21 protein-coding genes are annotated in these 23,538 nt (G+C 72.2%); 10 read left to right on the top strand and 11 right to left on the bottom strand.

Annotated elements, in window-relative coordinates; genetic code table 11:
• Positions 1-6 precede the first annotated feature (6 nt).
• The 7 genes from IDM40_RS23120 to IDM40_RS23090 form a co-directional block, all read right to left on the bottom strand.
• The gene (locus tag IDM40_RS23120; protein WP_193124159.1) at positions 7-2,106 is read right to left on the bottom strand and encodes a xanthine dehydrogenase family protein molybdopterin-binding subunit; all 2,100 of its coding nucleotides are present in this window, start codon (positions 2,104-2,106) and stop codon (positions 7-9) included.
• Complete coding sequence (locus tag IDM40_RS23115) at positions 2,103-3,095, bottom strand: FAD binding domain-containing protein (protein WP_193124158.1); 993 nt, start codon at positions 3,093-3,095, stop codon at positions 2,103-2,105. Before IDM40_RS23115 ends, IDM40_RS23120 begins: the two co-directional genes overlap by 4 nt.
• On the bottom strand, positions 3,092-3,598 hold the full coding sequence (locus IDM40_RS23110) for a 2Fe-2S iron-sulfur cluster-binding protein (RefSeq protein WP_193124157.1): 507 nt from the start codon (positions 3,596-3,598) through the stop codon (positions 3,092-3,094). The genes IDM40_RS23115 and IDM40_RS23110 overlap by 4 nt, the downstream gene beginning before the upstream one ends.
• Before the next feature lie 119 nt (positions 3,599-3,717).
• Positions 3,718-4,290: a TIGR03086 family metal-binding protein gene (locus IDM40_RS23105; protein ID WP_193124156.1), complete on the bottom strand. Its 573-nt coding sequence runs from the start codon at positions 4,288-4,290 to the stop codon at positions 3,718-3,720.
• Between the two features lie 138 nt (positions 4,291-4,428).
• Positions 4,429-5,901 carry an MDR family MFS transporter gene (locus IDM40_RS23100; protein WP_193124155.1) on the bottom strand — a complete coding sequence of 491 codons (1,473 nt, stop codon included), beginning with the start codon at positions 5,899-5,901 and terminating at the stop codon, positions 4,429-4,431.
• Between the two features lie 147 nt (positions 5,902-6,048).
• The gene (locus tag IDM40_RS23095; RefSeq protein ID WP_193124154.1) at positions 6,049-7,224 is read right to left on the bottom strand and encodes an MFS transporter; all 1,176 of its coding nucleotides are present in this window, start codon (positions 7,222-7,224) and stop codon (positions 6,049-6,051) included.
• Between the two features lie 102 nt (positions 7,225-7,326).
• Positions 7,327-7,902: a TetR/AcrR family transcriptional regulator gene (locus tag IDM40_RS23090; RefSeq protein ID WP_193124153.1), complete on the bottom strand. Its 576-nt coding sequence runs from the start codon at positions 7,900-7,902 to the stop codon at positions 7,327-7,329.
• A gap of 371 nt (positions 7,903-8,273) precedes the next feature.
• On the opposite strand from IDM40_RS23090, the gene IDM40_RS23085 reads away from it, so the two are divergent.
• From IDM40_RS23085 to IDM40_RS23075, 3 genes are all read left to right on the top strand, one after another.
• A complete protein-coding gene (locus tag IDM40_RS23085; protein WP_193124152.1) occupies positions 8,274-9,902 on the top strand; it encodes a BCCT family transporter in 1,629 nt (542 codons plus the stop codon).
• 85 nt (positions 9,903-9,987) lie between these two features.
• Entirely contained in the window at positions 9,988-10,824 is an 837-nt protein-coding gene (locus IDM40_RS23080) for a patatin-like phospholipase family protein (protein WP_193124151.1), read from the top strand.
• The gene (locus IDM40_RS23075; RefSeq protein ID WP_193124150.1) at positions 10,824-11,876 is read left to right on the top strand and encodes a 1-acyl-sn-glycerol-3-phosphate acyltransferase; all 1,053 of its coding nucleotides are present in this window, start codon (positions 10,824-10,826) and stop codon (positions 11,874-11,876) included. Before IDM40_RS23080 ends, IDM40_RS23075 begins: the two co-directional genes overlap by 1 nt.
• Before the next feature lie 10 nt (positions 11,877-11,886).
• Here the strand turns inward: IDM40_RS23075 and IDM40_RS23070 are convergent, their stop codons facing one another.
• A complete protein-coding gene (locus tag IDM40_RS23070) occupies positions 11,887-12,228 on the bottom strand; it encodes an ArsR/SmtB family transcription factor (RefSeq protein ID WP_193124149.1) in 342 nt (113 codons plus the stop codon).
• A 141-nt stretch (positions 12,229-12,369) separates the two neighbouring features.
• On the opposite strand from IDM40_RS23070, the gene IDM40_RS23065 reads away from it, so the two are divergent.
• The 4 genes from IDM40_RS23065 (at position 12,370) to IDM40_RS23050 (ending at position 16,079) form a co-directional block, all read left to right on the top strand.
• The gene (locus tag IDM40_RS23065; RefSeq protein ID WP_193124148.1) at positions 12,370-13,470 is read left to right on the top strand and encodes an NADH:flavin oxidoreductase/NADH oxidase; all 1,101 of its coding nucleotides are present in this window, start codon (positions 12,370-12,372) and stop codon (positions 13,468-13,470) included.
• 259 nt (positions 13,471-13,729) lie between these two features.
• Positions 13,730-15,211: a multidrug effflux MFS transporter gene (locus IDM40_RS23060; RefSeq protein ID WP_235997868.1), complete on the top strand. Its 1,482-nt coding sequence runs from the start codon at positions 13,730-13,732 to the stop codon at positions 15,209-15,211.
• Between the two features lie 48 nt (positions 15,212-15,259).
• On the top strand, positions 15,260-15,760 hold the full coding sequence (locus IDM40_RS23055; protein ID WP_216631198.1) for a pyridoxamine 5'-phosphate oxidase family protein: 501 nt from the start codon (positions 15,260-15,262) through the stop codon (positions 15,758-15,760).
• Positions 15,761-15,860: 100 nt separating this feature from the next.
• Positions 15,861-16,079, top strand: a complete 219-nt coding sequence (locus IDM40_RS23050) for a hypothetical protein (RefSeq protein ID WP_193124146.1) — start codon at positions 15,861-15,863, stop codon at positions 16,077-16,079.
• A 10-nt stretch (positions 16,080-16,089) separates the two neighbouring features.
• Here IDM40_RS23050 and IDM40_RS23045 read toward each other — a convergent pair whose 3' ends face one another.
• Positions 16,090-16,611 (bottom strand): PaaI family thioesterase, encoded by a 522-nt coding sequence (locus IDM40_RS23045; RefSeq protein WP_193124145.1) that lies wholly within the window; start codon positions 16,609-16,611, stop codon positions 16,090-16,092.
• 71 nt (positions 16,612-16,682) lie between these two features.
• Here IDM40_RS23045 and IDM40_RS23040 point away from each other — a divergent pair, with 71 nt between their 5' ends.
• The 3 genes from IDM40_RS23040 (at position 16,683) to IDM40_RS23030 (ending at position 20,286) form a co-directional block, all read left to right on the top strand.
• Positions 16,683-17,192: a winged helix-turn-helix transcriptional regulator gene (locus IDM40_RS23040; RefSeq protein ID WP_193124144.1), complete on the top strand. Its 510-nt coding sequence runs from the start codon at positions 16,683-16,685 to the stop codon at positions 17,190-17,192.
• Positions 17,193-17,353: 161 nt separating this feature from the next.
• On the top strand, positions 17,354-17,878 hold the full coding sequence (locus IDM40_RS23035) for a hypothetical protein (protein ID WP_193124143.1): 525 nt from the start codon (positions 17,354-17,356) through the stop codon (positions 17,876-17,878).
• Positions 17,879-17,988: 110 nt separating this feature from the next.
• Positions 17,989-20,286, top strand: coding sequence for a hypothetical protein (locus IDM40_RS23030; RefSeq protein ID WP_193124142.1), 2,298 nt, complete (start codon positions 17,989-17,991; stop codon positions 20,284-20,286).
• Here the strand turns inward: IDM40_RS23030 and IDM40_RS23025 are convergent.
• Together IDM40_RS23025 and IDM40_RS28380 are read right to left on the bottom strand one after the other, a co-directional pair.
• Positions 20,283-21,323 (bottom strand): PQQ-binding-like beta-propeller repeat protein, encoded by a 1,041-nt coding sequence (locus IDM40_RS23025; RefSeq protein WP_193124141.1) that lies wholly within the window; start codon positions 21,321-21,323, stop codon positions 20,283-20,285. The two genes, IDM40_RS23030 and IDM40_RS23025, sit on opposite strands and share 4 nt — an antisense overlap.
• 1,149 nt (positions 21,324-22,472) lie before the next feature.
• Positions 22,473-23,538: HNH endonuclease signature motif containing protein (locus IDM40_RS28380; RefSeq protein ID WP_235997867.1), on the bottom strand; the 1,066-nt coding region annotated here is incomplete at its 5' end.

Raw genomic sequence — 23,538 nt, 5'->3', positions numbered from 1 at the left:
AACGCCCTACTCGCGCGGACCGACCAGGAACCGGTCCGGCGTCAGCGGAAGGTTGCGCACCCGCACCCCCGTGGCGTGGTGGGCGGCGTTGGCCACCGCAGCGGCCGCACCCACGATCCCGATCTCACCGACACCGCGCGAACCCATCGGCGTGGCCCGCACGTCCGCGCCCTCCAACCACTCGGCCTCCACCTGCTGAACATCGGCATGCGCGGCCACGTGGTACTGGGCCAGATCGTGGTTGACCACGTGCCCCAGCCGGGCGTCCATCACCGTGTGCTCGTGCAGGGCCATCGACAGCCCCATCACCATCCCGCCCACCAGCTGCGAACGCGCCAACCGCGGGTTGAGTACCCGGCCCACCGAGAACAACCCGTACATGCGCGGCACCCGCACCTCCCCGGTGTCGGCATGCACACGCGCCTCCACGAAGTGCGCGCCGAAGGAGTACACCGAGTACCCGGGCGCCACCGCGTCCTCGGGTGTGCCCGCCCGCGCACGCGCGCCCTCCCCCGGCTCGCTGCCGTGCTCCTCCCGCAACGCCCGGGCCGCTGCCACCACCGCCGACCCCCACGAGGACGTGCCCGCCGAGCCCCCGGCCACGGTCGCCGGCGGCAACGCGGTGTCACCGATACGCACCCGCACCCGCTCGGCCGGGACCGACAGCGCATCCGCCGCGATCTGCCCCAACACCGTGCGCGCACCCGTACCGATGTCGGCCGCACCGATCGAGACCGTGTACACCCCCTGCCCGTGCACGATCTCCACCTCCGAGCCCGGGTTGACGAAGTGCGGATAGACCGCCGAGGCCACCCCGGTACCCACCCACCACTCGCCCTCACGCCGGCTGCGCGCACGACCGTCGCGCCCGGCCCATCCGAAACGCCGCGCCCCCTCGTGCAGGCACTGCACCAGCCTGCGGTCCGACCAGGGCGCACCCGTCTCCGGGTCCAGATCGGGTTCGTTGCGCTCACGCAGCACGATCGGGTCCATCGCCAGCTCGCACGCCAACTCGTCCAGCGCCGACTCCAACGCGAACATGCCCGGCGTCTCGCCCGGCGCACGCATCCAGAACGGGATCGGCACGTCCAGAGCGGCCAGCCGGTGGGTGGTGCGCCGGTGCGGCGCCGCGTACATCATGCGCGTGCACACCGCGCTCTGCTCCGCGAACTCCTTGACGGTGGAGGTGTGCTCCTCCACGTCGTGCACCACTGCCGAGAGCACCCCGTCGCGGGCCGCACCGAGCCGCACCCGCTGGATCGTGGGCGTACGGTGCCCCACCAGGGTGAACATCTGCTGCCGTGTCAGGGCGAGCTTGACCCACCGCCCCGGCACGGCCCGCGCTGCCAGGGCCGCCACCACGTTGTGGGCGTGCGGCGAACCCTTGGAACCGAACCCGCCGCCCACGTGCTCGGAGACCACACGCACCTGCTCGGCGTGCAGCCCCAACACCTGCGCCAGGCTCTCGCGCACCGGGTGCACACCCTGCGTGGAGTCGTACACCGTCAACGACCCGCCCCCGGTCCCCTCCTCCCAGAGCACCGTGCACGCGTGCGGCTCCATCGGGTTGTTGTGCTCCATGGGGGTGCGGTAGGTCCGGTCCAGCACCACTGGCGCCCGCTCCAGCGCCGCGGCCGGATCACCTTGCCGGGTGTCGGCCTCCGGATAGGCGTTGAGCTCATCGGGGCAGTACAGCCGCGGATGCCCCGGCCCCAGCACCACGTCGTGTTCCTCGGCGTACTCCCGCACCTGCACCAGGTCGGCGCCCCGGCGCGCCTCCTCCGGGGTCCGGGCCACCACCGCCGCCACGATCTGACCGCAGAACCCGATGTGGGGCCCCTGCAGCACAGCGAACTCCGCGTCCGAGGTGTCGGCCAGGCGCTCGGCGTTCTCGTGCGTGAGCACCGCCTCCACCCCCGCCGACGCCCGCGCCGGCCCGGTGTCCACCGCCAGCACACGGCCGCGCGCCACCGTCGAGAGCACCGGGTGCACATACAGCGCCGGCACCGGCTGTTCGTAGGCGTACCGGGCACGTCCGGCGACCTTGTCCCAGCCCTCCACACGCTCGTCGGGGCGCCCCAGCGCCCCCTGCTCCACGCCGCTCATGCGCCCTCCTCCTGGGCCAACGACCGCAACACCGCACCGACCGTGTTCACCGCCAAGGGCACCTTGAAGGCGTTGTCGCGGCCCGGGCGTGCCTGGGCGAACTCGGACCGTGCCGCCTCTCGGAAGACCTCCTCGGTGGCCGGCCTGCCCACCAGAGCCTCCTCCGCGTGGTGGGCCCGCCACGGCATCGGTGCCACGCCGCCCAACGCCAGGCGCACCCGCACCACACGGCCCTCCTCGATCCGCAGGGCGGCAGCCACCGACACCAGGGCGAACGCGTACGAGGCCCGTTCGCGCACCTTGCGGTAGGCCGAACGCCGCACCCACGGCAACGCCGGCAGGTCCACGGCGGTGATCAGGTCGCCCTGCTCGAGCACCGTGTCCTGCTCGGGACGGTCGCCGGGGAGCCGGTACAGGCCGCTGACCGGAACCCCGCGCTCGCCCTCACCCGTCAACAAGCGCACCTCGGCGCCCAACGCGGCCAGCGCCACCGCCATGTCGGAGGGATGGGTGGCCACACACCGCTCGGAGGTGCCCAGGACCGCGTTGTCGCGCCCGTGTCCGTGCAGGGCCCCGCACCCGCTGCCGGGATCGCGCTTGTTGCAGGGGGTCGCGGTGTTCTGGAAGTAGGGGCAGCGCGTGCGCTGCAACAGGTTCCCGCCGGTGGTGGCGGCGTTGCGCAACTGCCCGGACGCCCCCGACGACAGGGCGGCCGAGAGGACGGGGTAACGCGCACGCACCAGCGGGTGGGCTGCCAGATCGCTGTTGGCCACCGCCGCGCCCACACGCACACGTCCGTCGGCCAGCTCGGTGACACTGCCGTCCACGGCCCCGCGCACGTCCACCAGGTGGTCGGGCTCGGCCACCCCGAGTTTGAGGTGGTCGACCAGGTTGGTGCCCCCGGCCAGGAAACGGGCCCCGGGATCGGCCGCGACGGTCGCCACCGCAGAGGCGGCGTCCCGGGCCCGGGTGTAGCGGAAGGGCTTCACCGGGCCACCTCCCGCACCGCAGCCACGATCGCCGGGTAGGCGCCGCACCGGCACAGGTTGCCGCTCATGCGCTCACGGATCTCGGCGTCGGTGGCCTCCACCGGGTCGCCGGGGTGGGCGGCGGCGTGGCTGGGCATGCCCGCCTCCAGTTCGGCGAGCACCCCCACACCCGAACAGACCTGACCGGGGGTGCAGTACCCGCACTGGAACGCGTCGTGTTCCACGAAGGCCCGGGACAGGGGGTGGGGGCCGTCCTCACCGCCCGCCAACCCGGCCGCGGTGGTCACCTCGTCGCCGTCGCAGGCCACCGCCAACGCCAGGCAGGACAGGATGCGCCGACCGCCGACCAGGACCGTGCAGGCCCCGCACTGGCCGTGGTCACACCCTTTCTTGGGCGAGTACTCCCCCGACCGGTCGCGCAACGCGTCCAGCAGGGTGGTGCGTGTGTCCACGGTCAGCTCTCGCCGGACCCCGTCCACGTGCAGGATGATGGTGGCCTCCACCGGCGCCGCCCCCTCGTTCTCGACCTCGACGACGCCACACAGTCTGTTGCACTGTGCACACGCACCGAAACCGACACGGCGAAGGCGCGGCCGCGGCAGGCTTCACCCCGGCACAGGGCTCAGGGGCGGCGGCCCGTCAGCGCGACGAGGCGGTCCTGCACCGGAGCGTCCTCGGCCACCGCCACGGGCTCGTCGAAGATGCCCGCATAGGCGTTGGACTCACCGAAACCCTGCCCCTGCGCCCACGCGTACACGTTCTCGACCAGGTCCGCGTCCAGCCTCTCGTCCGAGCCCAGCGCCCGCGCCAGGTCCCAGGCGTGCACGGTCAGGTCGAAGGTCATCTGCCACAGGTACAGCTCGGCCGGGGCGTCGCCGAAGGACAGGTGCACCGTCGCCTCCAGCGAGGAGGGCGCCAACCAGGCGGTACGCGCCTCACGGGCGGCCAGCTCCCAGGTCGCCACCGGCTCCTCGCCCAGGTTGTCGCCGTCGAAACGGTCCCCGATCTCCTCGATGCGCACGCCGGTCACCAGGTGCGGCACCCACAGCTGCTCCGTGGTCAGGTGGTTGACCAGGTCGTGCACGTCCCAGTCCGCGCACGGCGTCTCCAGCGCCCAGTCGGTCAGCGAGACGGACTTGACGCGGCGGTCGAACTCGGCCATCGCCGTGCCGTGCAGATCGATCAGTGCACTCATCGGTGCGCACCCCCCGGTGGTCTTGGTGTGTGGTTCGGGCCCGAACCGGCCTGTTCACCGGCCTCCGGGCCCGGGCCAACGTACACCAGCGGCCCCGGGGGACGATCCCCCCGGGGCCGCACGTGAACAGCGGTGGCGTCAGTGCGCCGGGGCCTCCTCCGGGGCGGTGGCCACCCGCCGCACGAAGAAGGTCGCGCCGAAGGCCAGCACGGACATCACCGCGCCGATGGTGAAGGCGGTGTTGATGCCGGCCGCCTGCGCGGCGACCTCACCCATTCCGCCCGCGGCCAGGCCCGCCGCGGTCGCCGTCATGACGGTGGTGAAGGTGGCCGTGCCCGCGGCCCCGGCCACCTGCTGGATGGTGCCGACCACGGCACTGCCGTGCGAGTACAGCTTCTTGTCGAGCGACCCCAGCGCGCCGGTCAGCAGCGGCGTGAACATCAGGCCCAGGCCGATGCTCATGACCACGTGCGTGGCCACCACGACCGCCGGATCGGTGTCGGTGCCGAAGACGAAGACCATCGTCCACAGCACCACCGAGACCAGGGCCGAACCGGGGATCACCAGCGGACGCGGCCCCACCCGGTCGTACAGGCGCCCCACGAACGGGGCGAGCAGGCCCATGACCAGACCGCCGGGCAGCATGACCAGCCCGGTCGCCAGGGTGTCCAGGCCCAGCACGTACTGCATGTAGACCGGCAGCAGGATCAGCGTGCCGAACAGCGCCATGAAACTGACCCCCACCAGGCCGATGGAGATGGAGAACTGGCGCGAACGGAACACCCGTAGGTCCAGCAGGGCACGGTCGCCGCGCTGCAGGCGCAGCTGGCGCGAGACGAACACCACCAGCGCCACCGCGCCGACCGCGATGGTCGCCCACGGCGGGATCACCGGGTCGGCCCCGGCGGCCTTGCCCAGGCTGGAGAATCCGTAGACCAGCCCGCCGAAGGCCATGGCCGAGACCAGCACGGAAGGCACGTCGATGCTGGCCGCACGCGGTTCGGTGACGTTGCGGATGAACAGCGCGCCCAGCAGCAGCCCGCCCAGGGCGATGGGCAGCACCAGCCCGAAGAGCCAACGCCAGTCGAGCACGTTCAGGATCAGACCCGAGATGGTCGGGCCCACCGCCGGGGCCACCGACATGACGATGGAGATGTTGCCCATGGTGCGCCCGCGCCGGTCGGCCGGGACCATGTTCAGCACCGTGGTCATCAGCAACGGCATCATGATCGCCGTGCCCGAGGCCTGCACGATGCGCCCCATCAGCAGCACGGAGAAGCCGGGGGCCAGGAAGCAGATGAGCGTGCCCAGGGAGAACAGGCTCATCGCGGTGATGAAGACCTGCCTGATGTGGAAACGCTGCAACAGATAACCGGTCACCGGGATGACCACGGCCATGACCAGCATGAACGCCGAGGTCAACCACTGGCCGGTGTCCACCGAGATCCCCAGGTCGCGGTTCAGGGCAGGCAGGGCCACACCCATGATCGTCTCGTTGAGGATGACGATGAAGGCCGAGACCAACAACAGTGGAATGACGAATCGGTCCGCACGCGGGTTTCGCGACGGTTCGGCCGCCTCGGCGGCGGGTGGGGTGGGCTGCCCGGTCACAGGTGTCCTCGGAGTGTCGTGGTGGTCGGTGGCGGCGGTCTGCCCGGGGGATGATTTTTGCAGACCGTGCAATGCAACCTGCCATGCTAATCAGACATTCCTGCACCGGACCATCGATTTTCCGCCCAGCAGAGCGTGAGACCGGCCTCAGGCCACCTCCACCCGGCCCCGGCGGTCCACACGTACCGCCAGAGCCAGGCTGAGCAGGGCACACACCCCGAACCCGGCCGAGGCGAACGGCAGGGCACCGGGGCCGAATGCGGCCAACAACACCCCGCCCACGGCACCGCCGCCGGCCACACCCAGATAGGTGCCCGAGGTGTTGAGCGCCAGCGCCTGCGGGGCCACCGGTCCGGCCAGGGCGTGCAACCGCGCCTGGATCGCCGGGGAGGTGAAGAAGGCCGCCGCGCCCAGGAGCGCACTGACGGCTCCCATGGTCCACACCGGGACCGGACGCAGCTCCCAGAGCACGGCGAGGGCGGCCATGGCGGCCAGGAAGGCCCCCACGCCCGTGGCCAGGGCGCGGTCGGGGCCCCAACGGTCCGCGGCCAGTCCCCCGGCCCAGATCCCGACCATGCCGGCCAGCCCCGAGAGCGCGAACAGGGCGCCGCGCGCGGTGGTGTCGGCCCCGGACAGGGCCACCGTGAAGGGTGCCAGATAGGTCATCAGCATCATCGACCCGGTCATGAACAGGGCGTTGGCCGCCAACCCCAGTGACACGGCCGGGGCGACCAGCACCCGCAGCTGCTCGGGCAGCGACGGTGGAGGCCCGTCCTGTTCGGCGCGCTCCAGGGTCGCCAGGATCAGCGCCGCAGCCGCCACTCCCAGCACCGCCATGAGCGCGAAGGTGGCCCGCCACCCGAGCGCGCCGCCCACCCAGGTGCCGATCGGTACACCGGCGGCGATGGAACCGGTCACGCCCAGGGCGACCACGGCGATGTAGCGGCCGGTACGCCCTTCGGGAGCCCGGGCGGCGGCCACCGCGAACAACGAGGGCGTGGTGGCCGCCGCGGCCAGGGCCGCCACCACACGCAACACCACCAGCACGCCGTAGGAGGGGGTGAGCGCGGCCAGGACGTTGGCGGCCACGAACACCGCCAGGCTCACCCCGAACACACGCCGCCGGTCCAGGCCGGCCAGCCCCACCCCGGCCACGGGCGCGGCCAGGGCCACGGTGACGGAGAAGACGGTGACCAGCTGGCCCGCCTGGGCCTGGCTCACCCCCAGGTCCTCAGCGATCTCCGGCAGGACCCCGGCGATGACGTAGTCGTCGGTGTACAGGACAAGAGCCGCGAACAGCAGCGCGAGCAGCCACACGGGCATGGGAACCTCGTTCCGGGCAAGGGTCTGGCGCCCGCGGCGCGCACCACGGGCGAACGGGAGGGTTCAACACCCCGAGCCGGACGAGCCGGCCCGGGGGCGGCGTCAGTCCGGTGACCCGCCGGGCAGCACGCCGCGCAGGAAACGGCGCACCGAGGCCCGGATCCCGTCCGGGCCCGGCGACCCGTGCGGCAGCACCGCGTCGTGGCCCAACCCGGCCACCAGCGCTGCCAGGTCCTCGGCCGCCTCGTGCGGGCGTTCGGCCCCGGCCCCGGCCAACGCCTCGCGCAGCACGGTGCGCATGTCCGCGGCCATCGTGCGGGCCATGGGGCGGTAGAGCTCCTCGGTACGGGCCGCGGAGACGAACTCGGACAGCACGGTCAGCTCGGTGGTGCGCTCGGCGTCCAACGGCAACAGCTCCTCGGCCACGAACGCCACCCGCTCGACCGGGTCCCCCTCGCCGGGGGTGTGGCCCTCCAACCGGGCGGCCATGCGCTCGCCCACCTCCTGGGCGGCCGCGCTCATCAACGCGCGGTGACTGGAGAAGTAGTGACGCACCGAACCGATGTTGAGACCGGCCTCGCGCGCCACCTCACGCAACGAGACCGCACCCACCCCACCGGCCTCGACGAGACGGAAGACCGCCGCCACGATGGCGCGGCGGCGCTGCACGGGATCCACGGAAACAGGCACCCCCAAAACGTATCACAGCTGTGATACATCGAAGGGTGGCACGTCCCACTCCGCTGACCAGCCCTCACACCACCGATCGCACGTAAACTCGATGCCCGTGCCCGACGCGGCACACGATGAGCACCACGGCCCGCCCGAGGGCCTGCCCGGCAGCCGAGCCCCACAGGCTCCGCCCGCGCAGGCCGAGCCCCGAACTGAGAGAGCCAGCCGCGCCCAACGCGCAGGATCCGGGCCCAGCCTTCCAACATGCCCCGCACACCACGTGCGGCGGGCGCCGTCCTTCATCCGAGCACCACGAGCGCGTACACCCGCGCCCAGCAGCCGTGCTCCTTTCCCGACCGAGAAGAGTCACCTTTTCCATGTTCTCCAGCCTGCGAACACGTGTGTCCTCCAGCGGAGGCCGGCCCGATCCCTGGGTCATCGCCGTGACCGCGACAGCACTCGTGGCTTTCGTGGCCCTGGCCCTGGCCGCACCCGGCCGGGTCAGCTCCGCCATCGACACCGCCTTCGCCTGGTCGGGCACCTGGTTCGGCGCCTACTGGCAGATCCTGCTCGTGGCCACCCTCGCGATCATGACCGTGCTCGCGTTCTCCCGCTACGGCCGTGTGCGCATGGGCGGCGACGTCGCCCCCGCCTTCAGCTGGTTCCGCTGGGTCGCGATGATCCTGACCACGCTGCTGGCCGCCGGCGGCATCTTCTGGGCCGCCTCCGAACCCATCGCCCACTACGTCGACCCGCCGCCGCAGTACGCCGACCAGGCCGGGGGCATGGACGGCGCTGCCGTGGCCATGGCCCAGTCCTTCACCCACTGGGGCTTCGGCGCCTGGGCCATCGGCGGCTCCCTGGCCACCCTGGTCATGATGCGCGGCGTGGAGAAGGGCCTGCCCCTGCGTCCGCGCACCCTTCTGTGGCCCCTGCTCGGTGAGCGTGTCCGGCACCACTGGTTGGGCACCGTCGCCGACATCTCCTGCATCCTCGCCGTGGTCGCCGGCACCGTCGGCCCCATCGGGTTCCTGGGCCTGCAGGTCTCCTACATCGCAGGCCAGGCCTTCGGACTGCCCGACGGCTACGCCACCCAGGCCGTGGTCGTCATCGGCCTGGCCATGATCGCCACCGTCTCGGTCCTGACCGGTCTGACCCGGGGCATCCAGCTGCTCAGCCGCTTCAACGTCTACGGCGCCATCGCGATGGTCGTGGGTATCGTCGGCCTGGCCTCGATCCCCTTCGTCACCGACCTGTTCCTGCAGGCCGGTGCCGTGCACGCCCGCGAGATCCTGCCGATGATGCTCTTCCGCGGCGACGCCGAATGGCTCGGCTACTGGACCGTGTTCTTCGCCGGCTGGTTCATCGGCTACGGCCCGCTCATGGCCATCTTCATCGCCCGTATCTCCCGCGGCCGCACCGTCCGCCAGATCTACATCGGCGCGACCGTCCTGCCCGCCCTGGTCACCGGCGTCTGGTTCACCGCCTTGGGCGGGACCGGCCTGTGGTTGGAGATCCAGAACCCGGGCACCGTCTCCGAGCCCTACGCCCAGGACGGCCTGCCCGCCAGCGCCCTGGCCATCATCCAGGCCCTGCCCCTGAGCGGCATCCTGGCCGTGGTCATGACGATCGTGACGCTGATCTTCTTCGCCTCGACCATGGACGCGATGTCCTACTCCATCTCCACCTCGAGCATGCACTCGGGTGAACCCACCCCCTGGGTGCGCGCCTTCTGGTGCCTGGGCATGGGCGTGGCCGCCGCCGTGCTGCTGCTCATCGGCGACGGAGGCGTAGAGGCCCTGCAGTCCTTCATCGTCGTCAGCGCCGTGCCCGTGGGCCTGATCCTGCTGCCCACCCTGTGGGGCGCACCCCGCCTGGTGCGCGAGATGGCCGTGGAACAGGGCGTGGTCCCCGCACCCCGGACCGAGCCCACCACCCAGGCAGGCGACGAGGCCGGCGACCAGGCCGACCTGGAGCCCGCCGCGGCCGGCGCCGACCAGCGCTGACCCGCACCATCCGCAGAACGGGGCCGCACCGCACGCCGGTGCGGCCCCGACCTGCAGCGCACCCGAGGATTCCTACACTGAACCGATGAGCAGCCACCACCCACACCCGGTCGCCTTCGTCCTGGGCGGCGGAGGGATCCGCGGCGCCGTCCAGGTCGGCATGCTCCAGGCCCTGCTGGAACACGGCGTACGCCCCGACCTGGTCGTGGGCTCCTCCATCGGCGCCATCAACGGCGCCATCGTCGCCGCCCACCCCGGGCCCGAGGCCGCGGGGCTGCTCCACCGCGCCTGGAACTCACCCCAGGCCCGCGCCGTCTACGGCGACTCCGTGGGCCGCCAACTGCACCGCCTCATCACCACCCGCACCCACCTCAACTCCCCCCGCCCCCTGCAACGGCTCCTCCAGGACCTCCTGGGCACCGACACCCGCTTCGAGGACCTACCCACACCGCTGCGCGTGGTCGCCGCGAGCATCGAGAGCGCCGCCGAACACTGGTTCACCACCGGACCGCTCCTGCCCGCCGTCCTGGCCTCGGCCTCCGTGCCCGGACTCCTGCCACCCACCCGCGTGGGCGATGAGCACTACCTCGACGGCGGCATCGTCAACTCCATCCCCCTGCAGGCCGCCCTGGACGCCGGCGCCCGCACCGTCTACGTCCTGCACGTGGGACGCGTCGACGAACCCCTCACCGCACCCACCACCCCCGTCGAGACCGCACGCGTGGCCTTCGAGATCGCCCGCCGCCACCGCTGGGCCCGCGACCTGGCCGAGCTGCCCGACCACGTGGACCTGCACGTCCTGCCCACCGGCGGAGCCCTGGACGGCGACCAGAACCTGGGTTCCTACAAGCGCATGGGCACCACACCCACCCGCATCGACCGCGCCCACCGCGCCACACGCGCCTACCTGGAGGGCCGCTGATGCCCCTGCCCCCGTTGCCCCTGCGGCGCCTGGTCCTGGCCCCGGCCGTGGTCCTGCTCGGCTTCGTCCTGCTCAGCATCCTGCCGCTGTGGCTGCTCATCACCCTGGCGGCGATGTCGATGGTGCCCGGACGCCTGCGCCTGCCCCGCGTGCTGTGGATGATGATCTTCTACATCCTCTGGGACGCGGCCGCGCTGCTGGCGATGCTGGGGCTCTGGCTCGCCTCCGGGTTCGGCTGGCGCATCCGCTCACCCCGGTTCCAACGCGCCCACTACGCCCTGACCGGCGCGTTCCTGCACGTGCTGTTCAACCAGGCCCGCTGGGTACTGCGCCTGCGCATCCGCACCGTCGGCGACGGCTCCAGCGCCGGGTTCCTGCGCGACCCCAACCCGCCCGAGCGGCCCCTCATCGTCGCCTGCCGCCACGCCGGCCCCGGCGACTCCTTCATCCTCGTGCACACCCTCATCAACCGCGCCCACCGCGAGACCCGCATCGTGCTCAAGGACACCCTGCAGTGGGACCCGGCCATCGACGTGATGCTCAACCGGCTGCCCAGCCGGTTCATCGCCCCCGCACCACCCACCGGGCCCGCGCGCAACGACCGCCTCGCCGACCAGGTCGGCCAACTCGCCCGCGGCCTGGACGGCGACGACGCGTTCGTCATCTTCCCCGAGGGCGGCAACTTCACCCCCGACCGGCGCCTGCGCCGCATCGACCGCCTCCGCGAGGACGGCGCCTCCGCCCTGGCCGACCGCGCCAGCGCCATGCGCAACGTCATGGCCCCGCGCACCGGCGGTCTCTTCGCCGCTCTGGACGCCGCGCCCGACGCCGACGTGGTCTTCGTCGGCCACACCGGGCTGGACCGCATGGTCACCGTCGCCGACATCTGGCGCGAGCTCCCCATGGACAAGCAGATCGTCATGCACGGCTGGCACGTGCGCGCCGAGGACGTGCCCACCACCGACCAGGCGCGGCGCCGCTGGCTCTACGACTGGTTCGCCACCATCGACGACTGGATCGACGAGAACCGCCCCCTCGAGGGCGGGCCCTGAGCCGAACCGCTCAGACCTGCACGCCCTGGGCGCGCAGCACCGCCTCCAGCAGCCCCGGGAAACACTCCTCCAGCTCCTGCGAACGCAGCCGGCTCATCCGCGAGGTGCCCTCGTAGTACTGGCGGATCACCCCCGCCTCACGCAGCACACGGAAGTGGTGGGTCGAGGTCGACTTGCTCACCGGGAGCTCGAAGGAGATGCAGGCCATGTCCTCGTGGCCCTGCGCCAGATCGGAGACGATCCGCAGCCGGACGGGGTCGGCCAACGCGCTCAGCACCGACTCCAGGCGGATCTGCGCGGCCTGGGGGTGCTCGAGCTGCCGCCCGGGGGAAGTGCGGCCGGTGTGGGGCATGGTCTGGATCCTTCGTCGGTGTGTGCTGCCCTCAAAGTACGAGGACCAGCATGGTTTGACAATCCTCGTACTACGAAAGCTATCGTACGAGTCGTGCGGCCGACCCGCCCCACCCGTCCACGCCCGACCGGAGGCCACCCCGTGAGCACCCTGTTCACCCCACTGACCCTGCGCTCCCTCACCATCCCCAACCGCGTGTGGATGGCACCCATGTGCATGTACTCCGCCGCCGCGGAAGGCCCCGACACCGGCGCACCCACCGACTTCCACCTCACCCACCTCGCCTCCCGCGCCGCCGGCGGCACCGGCCTCGTCATGGCCGAAGCCACCGCCGTACGCCCCGACGGCCGCATCAGCCCCTGGGACCTGGGCCTGTGGAACAGCCGCCAGCAGGAAGCCTTCACCCGCATCACCCGCGCCATCCGCGACCACGGCTCCGTCCCCGCCATCCAACTCGCCCACGCCGGACGCAAGGCCGCCACCGACCGCCCCTGGAACGGCGGCCGCGCCCTGGCCCACGACGAGGGCGGCTGGGCCCCCGTCGCACCCAGCGACGACACCTTCGAAGGCCTCCACCGCCCCCACGAACTCACCACCGACGAGATCAGCCGACTCGTCACCGACTTCGCCACCGCCGCAGAACGCGCCCGCGACGCCGGCTTCCAGGTCGTCGAGGTCCACGGCGCCCACGGCTACCTGATCAACTCCTTCCTCTCCCCCGTCGCCAACCACCGCACCGACCACTACGGCGGCACCCTCGAGAACCGCATGCGCTTCGCCCTCGAGGTCGCCGAAGCCGTCCGCGCCGTCTGGCCCGACGACCTGCCCGTCTTCTTCCGCACCTCCGCCACCGACTGGCTCACCGAGAACCACGACGACCCCCGCACCGGCTGGACCGGCGACGACACCGTGCGCCTGGCCAAGGAACTCCACGCAGCCGGCGTCGACCTCCTCGACGTCTCCAGCGGCGGCATGGTCCCCGACGCACAGATCCCCGCCGGCCCCGACTACCAGGTCCCCCTCGCCGCCCAGGCCCGACAGGGGTCCGGCATCGCCACCTCCGCCGTCGGCGTCATCGTCGAGCCCGAACAGGCCGAACGCATCGTCTCCACCGGACAGGCCGACGCCGCCATGCTCGGCCGCCAGCTCCTGCGCGAGCCCTACTTCGCCCAGCGCGCCCGCGCCGAACTCGACGAGCAGCCTTCCTGGCCCCAGCAGTACGGCTACGCCGTCCAGCGCTGAGCCTCAACACCGAGGGACCGGCAGCAGGGACACACCCCTGCAGCCGGTCCCCTTTTTCATGCCGGCCCCATGACTCGGTTCACATCCCGACAGCCCCCCGTGCACAGGGCTTCCACGGACGTAACTCGGATCACCGTGACCAGGCCGCGATCCGGGGATTGCCACCCCATGACCGTGCGTTGGACGCGGAAGTTGCCCACAGTGGCGACCCCCGAGCGCCCCGCCCGAAGGCGGCTCACGGCGCCCCACCCCAGACCGCATGCCCGACGCACGGGAGATCCTGGTGACCCTGACCTCCGTACGTCCGCGCCGCCGTGCCCGGACCACCACCGCCCCGCAGCGCGGCGCGGTGCTGCTCGTCCTCGTCCTGGGCGTGCTGTCCGCGCTGGGACCGCTCGCCACCGACCTCTACCTTCCGGCCCTGCCCCAGATCGCCGACGACCTGGCCACCACCGAGGCCCGCGTCAAGTTCACCCTGACCACCGTCATGATCGGCATGGCCCTCGGACAGCTCGTCATCGGCCCGCTCAGCGACCGCTGGGGACGCCGCGGGCCCCTCCTGGCCGGCCTGGCCGTCTTCACCGTGTCCACCTTCGGCATCGCCATGGCCACCAGCGTGGAGACCTTCACCGTCTTCCGGTTCCTGCAGGGCCTCTCGGCCGCCGCGGGCCTGGTCATCTCACGCGCCGTGGTCCGCGACGTCTTCGACGGCGATGCCGCGGCCACCTTCTTCTCCCGCCTGGTCCTGCTCTCGGGCCTGGCACCCATGCTCGGCCCGGTCCTGGGCGGGCAGCTGCTGCTGCTCGGCCCCTGGCCGCTGCTGTTCATCGCCCTGGGACTGGCCGGGGCCGCCTCCTTCGCGCTGGTGTGGACCGTGCTGCCCGAGAGCCTGCCCGCCGACCAGCGCGAGAAGGTCTCCGCCCGCGACCAGGCCACCCTGTTCGCCGGCCTGCTCAAGGACGTGCGCTTCATCGGCCCCACGCTGGTGCTGGCGCTCAACTTCGCGATGAGCTTCACCTACATCTCGACGTTCTCCTTCGTCGCGCAGTCCCAGCTGGGAGCCACGGCACAGCAGTTCAGCCTGGTCTTCGCCGTCACCACGCTCGGCATGATCCTGGGCAACCAGGTCAACGCCGCCCTCGTGCCCCGCATGGAGGTGCACCGCCGCCTCCTGCTCGGCCTGAGCGGATCCCTGGTCTCGGTGCTGGCCCTGGTCGCACTGGCCGCCACCGGCGCCGCCACGCTCGTGTCGGTGACCACCGCGCTGTTCGTGATGATGGTCTTCACCGGGCTGGTCGCGCCCAACGCCACCGCCCTGGCTCTGAGCGGACAGGCACCGCGTGTGGCCGGAAGCGGGTCGGCCCTTCTGGGCACGCTCCAGTTCGGCCTGGGATCGACGCTGGCCGCCACCGCCGGCATGACCGGACCGGTCACCCTGGCCTCCATGAACACCGTCATGCTCCTGACCGCGATCGGCGCGTTCGCCGTCTTCGCGCTCTCGGCACGGCGCACCATGCGCCCGGCCGCCCAGGAGCCGGCGCCGGCCGAGGAGACCGTGCCCGACGCCGAGGACGTGGCCGCCGCCGAGGACGTGGCCGCCGCCGAGAGCGTCGTGCTCACCGACAGCGTCCCGCACATCGAAGACACCGTCTCCGGGCCGGACACCGACGGCGTCGGCGGCGGCGTCGAGGACGGCGCAGCGAGCGTGGCGGGGCCCGAAACCGTCGGCACCCGCGGTTAGGTTCGTGGCCCGGCCCCAGGGGTCGGGCCACACGACTGCGAGGTGACCATGACGTCCGTTCCGACCACATACGCGCTCACCGATCAACCCGCATGGAACTGGGTGGAGGCCCTGACCGAGTTCACCGCCGCCACCCCCACCTACTGGCTCACCGCCACCCACCCCGACGGCCGGCCCCACACCCGGCCGATCCTGGCCGTGTGGTCCGACGGAAACCTCTGTTTCGCCTGCTCGCCCCAGAGCGCCAAGCACCGCCTGCTGACCGCCGACCCCCGCGTCGCCCTGGGTTTCACCACGCACAACCACGACGCCGTCGTCGAAGGCACCGCTGAACGGATCGTCGACCACGACGCCCTGACCAGCGTCGCGACCGCCTACGCCGAACGCTACGGGTGGGCCCCGGTCCCCGGTTCCGGCGAGTTCACCGGACCCGAGGGCGCACCCACCGCCGGGCCGCCGCCCTACCGGGTCTTCGCCGTGCACCCGTCGGTCGTGTACACCTTTCCCGCCTCGGAGACCGCCGCCGGCGCCACCAGGTTCACGTTCTGACCGGCCCCGGCCGAAGGTCCGGGTGAGAGAGGGCCGGGGCGGGGTAGGGGGTGCGGTGACCGCACGGGACGTCCCGCCCCCACCCCCTCGGGAGGAAACAGTGCGCCTTCGGATCATCCTCTCGGCCCTGGTCGTGCTGTGGATCGCCATCGGCGTGTTCGCGGCCTTCCAACGCGGCCACTTCGACCACATCGGCACCGACGCCCCCAGCTGCTCCACCTTGGGCAGCACCGCCGGGACCGTCTTCATCGGCCCGCTGAACTACTTCGGTGTCAACCCGACCGTCGAGTGCCCCGAGGTCCCCGAGCCCTCGGAGTGACCGTCCGGGCTCAGAGCTCGAAGACCAGGCAGCTCGAGGAGGCGGTCGCCACCACCTTGCCCTGCGGGTCCCGGATGTCGGCCTCGGCGAACGCCATCCGCCGACCCGGCTTGACCACCCACCCGCGCGTGGACAGCGGCGTTCCGGCGAAGACCGGTCGCAGGTAACTGACCTTGATCTCCACCGACGTGTAACCCACGCCGACCGGAAGGGTGGACTGCACCGCGCACCCCGTGGCCGAGTCCAGCAACGTGCACATGAGCCCGCCGTGCACCGCACCCATGGGGTTGCACACCGACTCGTCGGGGGTGCCCTCGAAGCGCACCTCGCCCTCCTCGGCACCGGCCATCGTGAACCCCATGAGCTGGGAGATCGGCGCCGACGGGAACGCACCTCCGGCCCAGGCGCGCAGGTGCTCCAGCCCGCTGAGCCCTTCCCTCGCGGCGACCACCAGCTGGGGGTCGTGCCAGGTGACCGTCTTGCTCCGGGGTTCGCCCCACGCCTCGGGGGTCTGTGTGCTCTGAGTCGTCATGCGGGTACCGTAGCAATGGAGTTTGATTTTCCAACCAGCGCCCCCGACGATCCGGACGACAGCCGAGGACCATGACCGACCCCGCCCCGCGCCGCCCGTTGCCCGCCGAACCCGCCGTGCCCGGCCGCCCTTGCCCCGCTGCCGCGGCCCTGCAGGTCGTCGGTGAGAAGTGGTCCCTGCTCGTGGTCCGCGAGCTGCTCTTCGGGGTGGTTCGCTTCACCGACATCGCCCGCAACACGGGGGCGCCCCGCGACCGCCTCACCGCCCGCCTGCGCACGCTGGAGCAGGCCGGCGTCGTGGAACGGCGTCGCGCCGAGGGCGACGAGCACCGGAACGAGTACCACCTGACCGAGGCCGGCCGGGACCTGGCCCCGGTACTGTTCTCCCTGGTCGAGTGGGGTAACACCTGGCTCTTCGATCAACCCCTGGCCCAGCTGCACCACCGCCCCTCCCCCGACGGCGCACCCGATACACACCGGCACGAGCTCCGGCCGGCCACCACCTGCACCACGTGCGGCGAGGTGGTCGGCCCGGGCCAGGTCACCGTCACCCCGCACAGTGGAGGGGACAGCGGACGGTAGGACGCGGGCCCTGGATCGGCCCGCGTCCGCAACACGCCGAGGCGGCGCGCGGCGCGTCGGGCCCGTGAGGCACAGCTGAGCTGGGCGTTCACCCCGGAGCGGCCTCGGGGCAACCGATCGGGCGAGAAACCCGGTCCCACTTCACGGCACAATCCTGTGCCATGTCCGCACACCACCCGCGCCGTACCGCCCTCCGTCTCGCCGCCGTCGCGGCGCCCGCCACCCTGCTGCTGACTGGGTGCCTGTCCGGCCAAGGCCATGTCGGCCTGCACGCCAGCGGCCACTTCACCGCCGGGCAGAAGTTCCCCACCGCCCAGATCACCTGGTGCGGGGACGCGCCCCCGGCCCAGATCGACCTGGTCTCCGACGACCACAGCTGGCGCCTGACCGCCACCGAGGAGTTCACCGGCGGCGAGGTCGAGGTGGACCTGTCGGCCCCGGGCGAGGCCTGGGAGATCACCGACGGCGATGGCCGGGCCGCCTACCGGGTCGTGCCCGCCTCCCCCGAGACCGAGTACACCCTGGGCGTGTCCACCGAGACCGTCGAGGCCGGCGACGAGCCCTCCCACGACGTGGCCGACCTGGCCTTCACCACCGGTGCGCTGGCCGCCGAGGACGGGGTGTACGCGAGCGACGGCGACGAGGGCCGGATGGTGTCGGCCGAGGAGTTCCCTCCGGAGTGTTGAGCGAGAAACAGCACCGCTTTTACGGCGTAGATTCCAATTTGGGCGGTTCACCCGATTCGCACCCGGGACAGTAGTCTTCGCGGCGCATCCCCCGACACGGAAGGACCACGGTGAACCACCCCGCCCCCGACACGCACGATTCGTGGTGGGAGCTCGCACTCGCGGTCCCGCGGTCCTACCCCCGCGCCCTGGTCCCGCTCATGGTCGCGGCCGTCCTCCCCCTGGCACCGCTGGTCCTGCTGAGCGCGCCCCTGTCGGTCTGGACCACCGGCCGAGCGGCCCACGTCAACGGGGTCCTGGAACCGGCCCTGGCACCCCTGCCCGACCAGTTCGCGATCCTGGCCGGGCTCCTGCTCCTGCTCGCCCTGGCGGTGACACCGGTGGCGGCCGGCGCCGGCGTGCTGATCGCTGCCACCACGCTGCTCGGGCGACGGCTGGGCGTACGCGACGCGTGGCGGCACGCGCTGCGCCGCTACGGGACGGGGGCGGTGTGGCTGCTGTTCACCCTCACGTTGCTCGCCCTGGTCATCGCCGGGGCCGCGTTCGCGCTCGCACTCGAATGGCCACCGCTCGTGGTGGGGCTGCTGTCGGTGCCCCTGTTCGTGTTCCTGTGGACCCCGGTCCTGGTCATGCTGCCGGTGGCGCTGCTCGAGGGCCGCGGACCGTGGCGTTCCCTGGCCCGCGCGTGGTTGATGGGCCGCACACGGCGGCGCCTCCACCTGGCGTGCGCGGCGATCGCGGTCGGGCTCGGATACCCCCTCGGGGCAGGGCTCGACCTGCTGCTGTCCGCGACACCGCTGGTCGAGGGCGGCGCGGCGGTCGGAGCGGTGAAGCTCCTCGCCTGGCTGGGCCTCGCCCCGCTGCTGTTGCTCGTGGTGAGCGCACCGGCGGCCTTCCACGGCAACTTCCCGCTCTGGAACGACCGCGACGTCACCCACAGGCGGGTCCGCGACCCCGGATCCGGGCTGCCGACCGGAACGATCGTGCGCGAGAACCCCGACGGGCGGACGTTGGGGGACCTGCCCAGCCTCGACCTGGCACGGGCGCGGGCCCACCTGCCCGAACCCGGAGAGCGCCGGCCGGTGCGCCGGACGACCGCGGTGCTCGTTGGCGCCGCGCTGGTGCTGCCGCCGCTCGCGGCCCCGGTCGCGGTGGCCGCCGGACCCGTGGATCCGCCAGAGCTCACCGCCGCCCCGTCCACCCTCACGACCGGGTCCGAGCCACTCATCACGGGGATGGCCGAGGACGGAGGCGTCGAGTTCTCCACCGTCGGCGACCGAGGTATGGGGCACGTGGTGTGCGACCCCGAGTGCACACCCTCCGGCGAGGTCTCCGGCGACCAGGACCACAGCGTCATGGGGCCCAGCCCTCTCGTCGAGGTCGCGGACGGGTACGCCCGCACCGCCTGGCACGATGGCAGGCCCTTCGACGGGCCCGACGACCCCTCCGAGGACTCGGGCCTGTACCTGTTCGTGTGCGAGAACGCCGAGGACTGCCTCGAGGGCGCGGCCGACGGGGCGGGGACCCAGCTGCGGCCCTTCGGTGAGAACACGTACGACGCCAGGTCGGCCGTCGCCCCGCTCGGCGACGGTCTGGTGGTGGTCTCCCACTCAGGGTTCCAGGAGAAGAAGGACCCCACGGCCGAGGACGGTGACCTCGGGGGCCTGCGCGCGCACGTGTGCGAGGACCTCGAGTGCTCCGACCCGTCCGTGGTCGAGTTCCCGGACGAGGTGTCGACGGAGTCCTACCACGCGCGGGACCACCGCATCGACGTCGTGCCCGCCGGCGACGGGTTCGCCGCCACCCTCACCGACAACGCGTTCGGAACGGTGACGGTCCACTCCTGCACCGACCCGGGGTGCACGGACCCGGAGGTGACCGAGGTCCTGGGCGAGCAGTTCGCCGCCCGGACCGACGACGGTCCTCCCCCGCGCACCGGCACCACCCTGCGCGAAGGCCCGGACGGCACCCCCGTGATCGTGCTGCGCCACCCGCTCACCGGAACCGTGCAGGTCGTGGACTGCCAGGACACCGCGTGCACGGACCGCACGGAAAAGACCGTGACCGGCCCGGGGTGGGCGCGCCCCGAACCCGGGGTCGACCAGGATTCCGAGGGGCGGCTGCAGATCCTCACCTACGACTACGCCGACCTGCGCATGGTGCTGCTGTCCTGCGTGGAGTCCGGATGCGCGGAGGTGGAGCGCACACCCCTGGTCGGCTTCGAGGGCTCGCCGGACCGGTCGACCTTGGTGATGGACGAGCTCGACCGGCCGCACATCCTCTGGAACACGCCGCCCTCACGACAACCGGACGAGGATGAGGAGGACGACGACCCCATCGCGCGCGACCGCCCGCCCGAACTCGAGCACCTGCGCTGCGCAGAGCCCTGGTGCGGGGCCGACCTCTAACCGGCGAGGTCGACGGCGAACAAGCGCGGTGCGTCGCAGGGGTTCCCCGGGGCGGGCGAGTCCGGGGTCTCCTCCCTGGGGCCGTCGGGTGCGCACCCCTGGAAGACCGCGACGAGCGTGCCGTCGGCGGCGGTGTAGTCGGTCACCAGAACGGGACCGGAAGCGTGATCCATGACGAGCTCCTCGCCGCTGCCTTCCACGGTGACCTCCAGCGGCGCGGTGAGCCGGTCCCCCGACGCGGGCCCTGCCTCGGCGGTGACGGCACCGGGTGAGCGGCCGTTCGCCGGTTCCACCTCCCGGGCGAACACATGGTCGCCCGGCTCGTCGGTGGTCAGGGTGGTCTCGCCGGTCTCCCGGTCGACAAGGTGGAGCCGGTCGGGATGGTCGGACCGGTCGTCGCCGGAGCCCTCCGTCTCACCGATGACGAGGTGGGCGCCGTCGGTGGCGGGGGTGATCCGGACCAGGGCGTCGAGGTCGAGTTCGGCCCTGGTCCACTCGGGCTCGTCTTCGGAGGCCTCGGCGAAGTGGACCATCGAGCCGATGCCGCGCTCGTCCCAGGAATGGAGCACGAGCATGCCGTCCACGGCGTGCAGGGTGCGGGCGCGGAAGGTGTGATCGGCGTCGACCTCCGACCTCGACCAGTGGATGTCACCGCTCTCGGCGTCCACTGCGGTGACCCGGTCGTGCTCGTGGTAATAGAGGGTGCCCTCGTGCACCACCCCGCCTGGGTCCTGCGGGCGGCCGGCGGAGATCTCCCGGACGGGCGCGAGGCGCATGCCGTCCTCGAGGTCGTCGCCGAACCCGCCGCGCTCGCGGTACACGTGGTGCTCGCCCTCCAACGGGACCGACCACCGGACCACCCCGGGTTCGCCGCAGTCGTCCTCGCCCTCGTCCTCACAGTGGACGGGCTCGTCGGGGCTGATCGCCGTCGGGTCATGGTCCGGGTCGCCGTCCTCGAGGAGATCGAGGAGGGAGCACGAGGTCGCGAGCAGGGTGAGCGCGCAGGCGAGCGCGGCGGGGGCGAGGGATCGGGACATGCGCGCATCGTAGCGAGCCCGGGGTGGCGGGCTTTCCGCCGGTTGGAGTGGGCGCCTTCCGGGACTCGCACCGGCGATCCCGTCGGCGCCACCGGTCGGAGAGCGCGCCCCGAGAAGTGCGCCGTCGGGCCGCCCAACGGTCTTCCCGAACGGCCGCGCCCAACGGCCACCCCGAACAGGGGTCGACACCTTCCGGACGCGCGCCGTCGGTTCCCTTCTGCACCCGGTAGAGCCGCACGCGGTAGAGCCGACGGAGAGGAGTGGGTTCGGCGGGTGCGTGTCACGGTTGGGCCTGGCCGTGGTTCGGGGCCGGGTTTTGGTGCGCGGCCGTGCGTGTGGGGTTCGGGCCGTGCGTGTGGGGCGTTGGGACGGGTGTGTGAGTGGGGCACGGATGTGGGTTGAGGTTGTGGTGTGAGTGGGGGTGAGGGTTCTGGGGGTTCGTGGGTGTCGGAGTGGGCGTGTGCTGGGTGTGGGTGTCGGGGGGCGGGAGGTTCTGGGGTGTGGTGTTCTGTGGTGTTGCCTCGGGGGTGGTGGTTCGTCGGGGCCGGGATCGTAGCCCGGCCGGGCCTGCACGCAACCCTCGTCGGCGCCACCCCCAGTCGCTGAACTCGGTGGAACGCGGCAGCTTTCTTGTGGTTGTTCGGGGCGCCTCGGGGTGTGCGTTCCGGCCCTGTTCGCCGGGCTGACCCGACCCGCATCGACGAACCACCCGCTCCCCCGAGGCCCCCGCCCGCAGCCAAAAGAACGGTGGGCACGGGCAACGGCAACTACCCCGCTCCCTGGGGTGCTTCATTGCGATCAACGCTTGCGGCGTGGGCATGGTGGCTCGCTCCTGCGGAAGCACAGGCACGCCCCGCGCACTCCCGGCGAGGCATTGAGTCCCGGGGTGGCAGGTGTGCGGGTGTCCTCCCGGCCCCGCGCACTCCCGGCCGAGCATTGAGTCTCAGGGGTGGCGGGTGTGCGGACCGATCGGCCTTGAAGATTCTCCAGGTCTCGCAGACGTGGCCGTCGGCGAGGCCGGAGGCGGAGGACCGGGGTCAGTGAGAAGCTCGCCGCGCGGTGGCTGGAGATTCTCCGGATGGCCGCTGGGTCAGGGCCACCAGCAGGGCCGCTGGCCTTGCAAGCGCCGATGGATCCGGTCTGCCTCTTCTAGCGGGTAGCGCTCGTGCCGCTGGTGGGGGTGTTCTCGGTGCGGGTGCGGCGGTACTTGGCGCGATTGTGCGTCGAGCACAGGGGCTGGATGTTGGTGGCCTTGGTTTCGCCGCCGTGGGAGAACTCGGTGATGTGGTCGGCCTCGCACTGCGAGACCGGCACATCGCACCCACCCGACCACGCGCAGGTGGTGTGCCCGGCGAAGGCGGCGGTGCGCAGGTAACCGGGCGCCAGGCGGTGGGCGCGGCCCAGGTCCAGGGGCAGGCCGGTGCGGTCGTCGAAGATCAACCGGCGGATCTGCGCCGTCGGCGCCATCGCACGCACCGCCGACAGGGCCAGCACGTTGCCGTCCTCAGTCACCGCCACACCAGGCGAATCGGGGTAGCCGGGCGCACCCGCGTAGCCGGGGGACCCGGGCACGTCGGCGGAGCCGGAGGGGCCGGAGGCATCGGAGGTGGTGGAGGGCGGGCCGGTGCCAGTGTGGGTGTTGGTGGCGCCGCCACCAACACCGCCGCCGGGGTCGGGGCCCGACTCGGCACCCGGTTCGGGGCCGGGGGCGAAATCGGTAGCTGCCCCCGCCGCCGCAGTCGCTGCGGTAGTGCCGGTGGCGCCGACGCCGGTGGCGTCGTGGGCGTCGGTCTCGTTCTTGAAGGCGAAGCCGAAGCCCAGCAGCGCCGACAGCGGCACGGTGATGTTGATGACGGCCTTGGTGCCCGGCGGCTGCGAGCAGCCACCACCAGCTACAGCACCGTCGGCGTTGCCGCCGGTGTCGGTGTCACCGTCGACAGCGCCGTCGGCACCGCCGACCGGGTCGGCGCCAGCAGCAACGGTGGTGGCACCGGCGAAGCCGTTGCCGTTGCCGTTGCCGTTGGTGGTGCCGTGGCCGTGGTGGCCGTGTGCGAACCCGGCCGCGGAGATCAGGGCGTCGTAGATGCGCGCGTAGCGCGAAGTCACCGACTCACCCGCAGGGATCAGGCCGAGGTCGGCCCCGGTGGTGCCGGTGCCGACCGAGGCGGCGGCGCCCTCGGCGCCCACGCCGTTGGCGTCGGTGGTCTTCTCGGTG

Origin of the sequence: Nocardiopsis coralli, assembly GCF_014892575.1 — a bacterium.
GTDB lineage: Bacteria > Actinomycetota > Actinomycetes > Streptosporangiales > Streptosporangiaceae > Nocardiopsis > Nocardiopsis coralli.
This window is presented reverse-complemented; position numbering and strand designations above follow the sequence as displayed.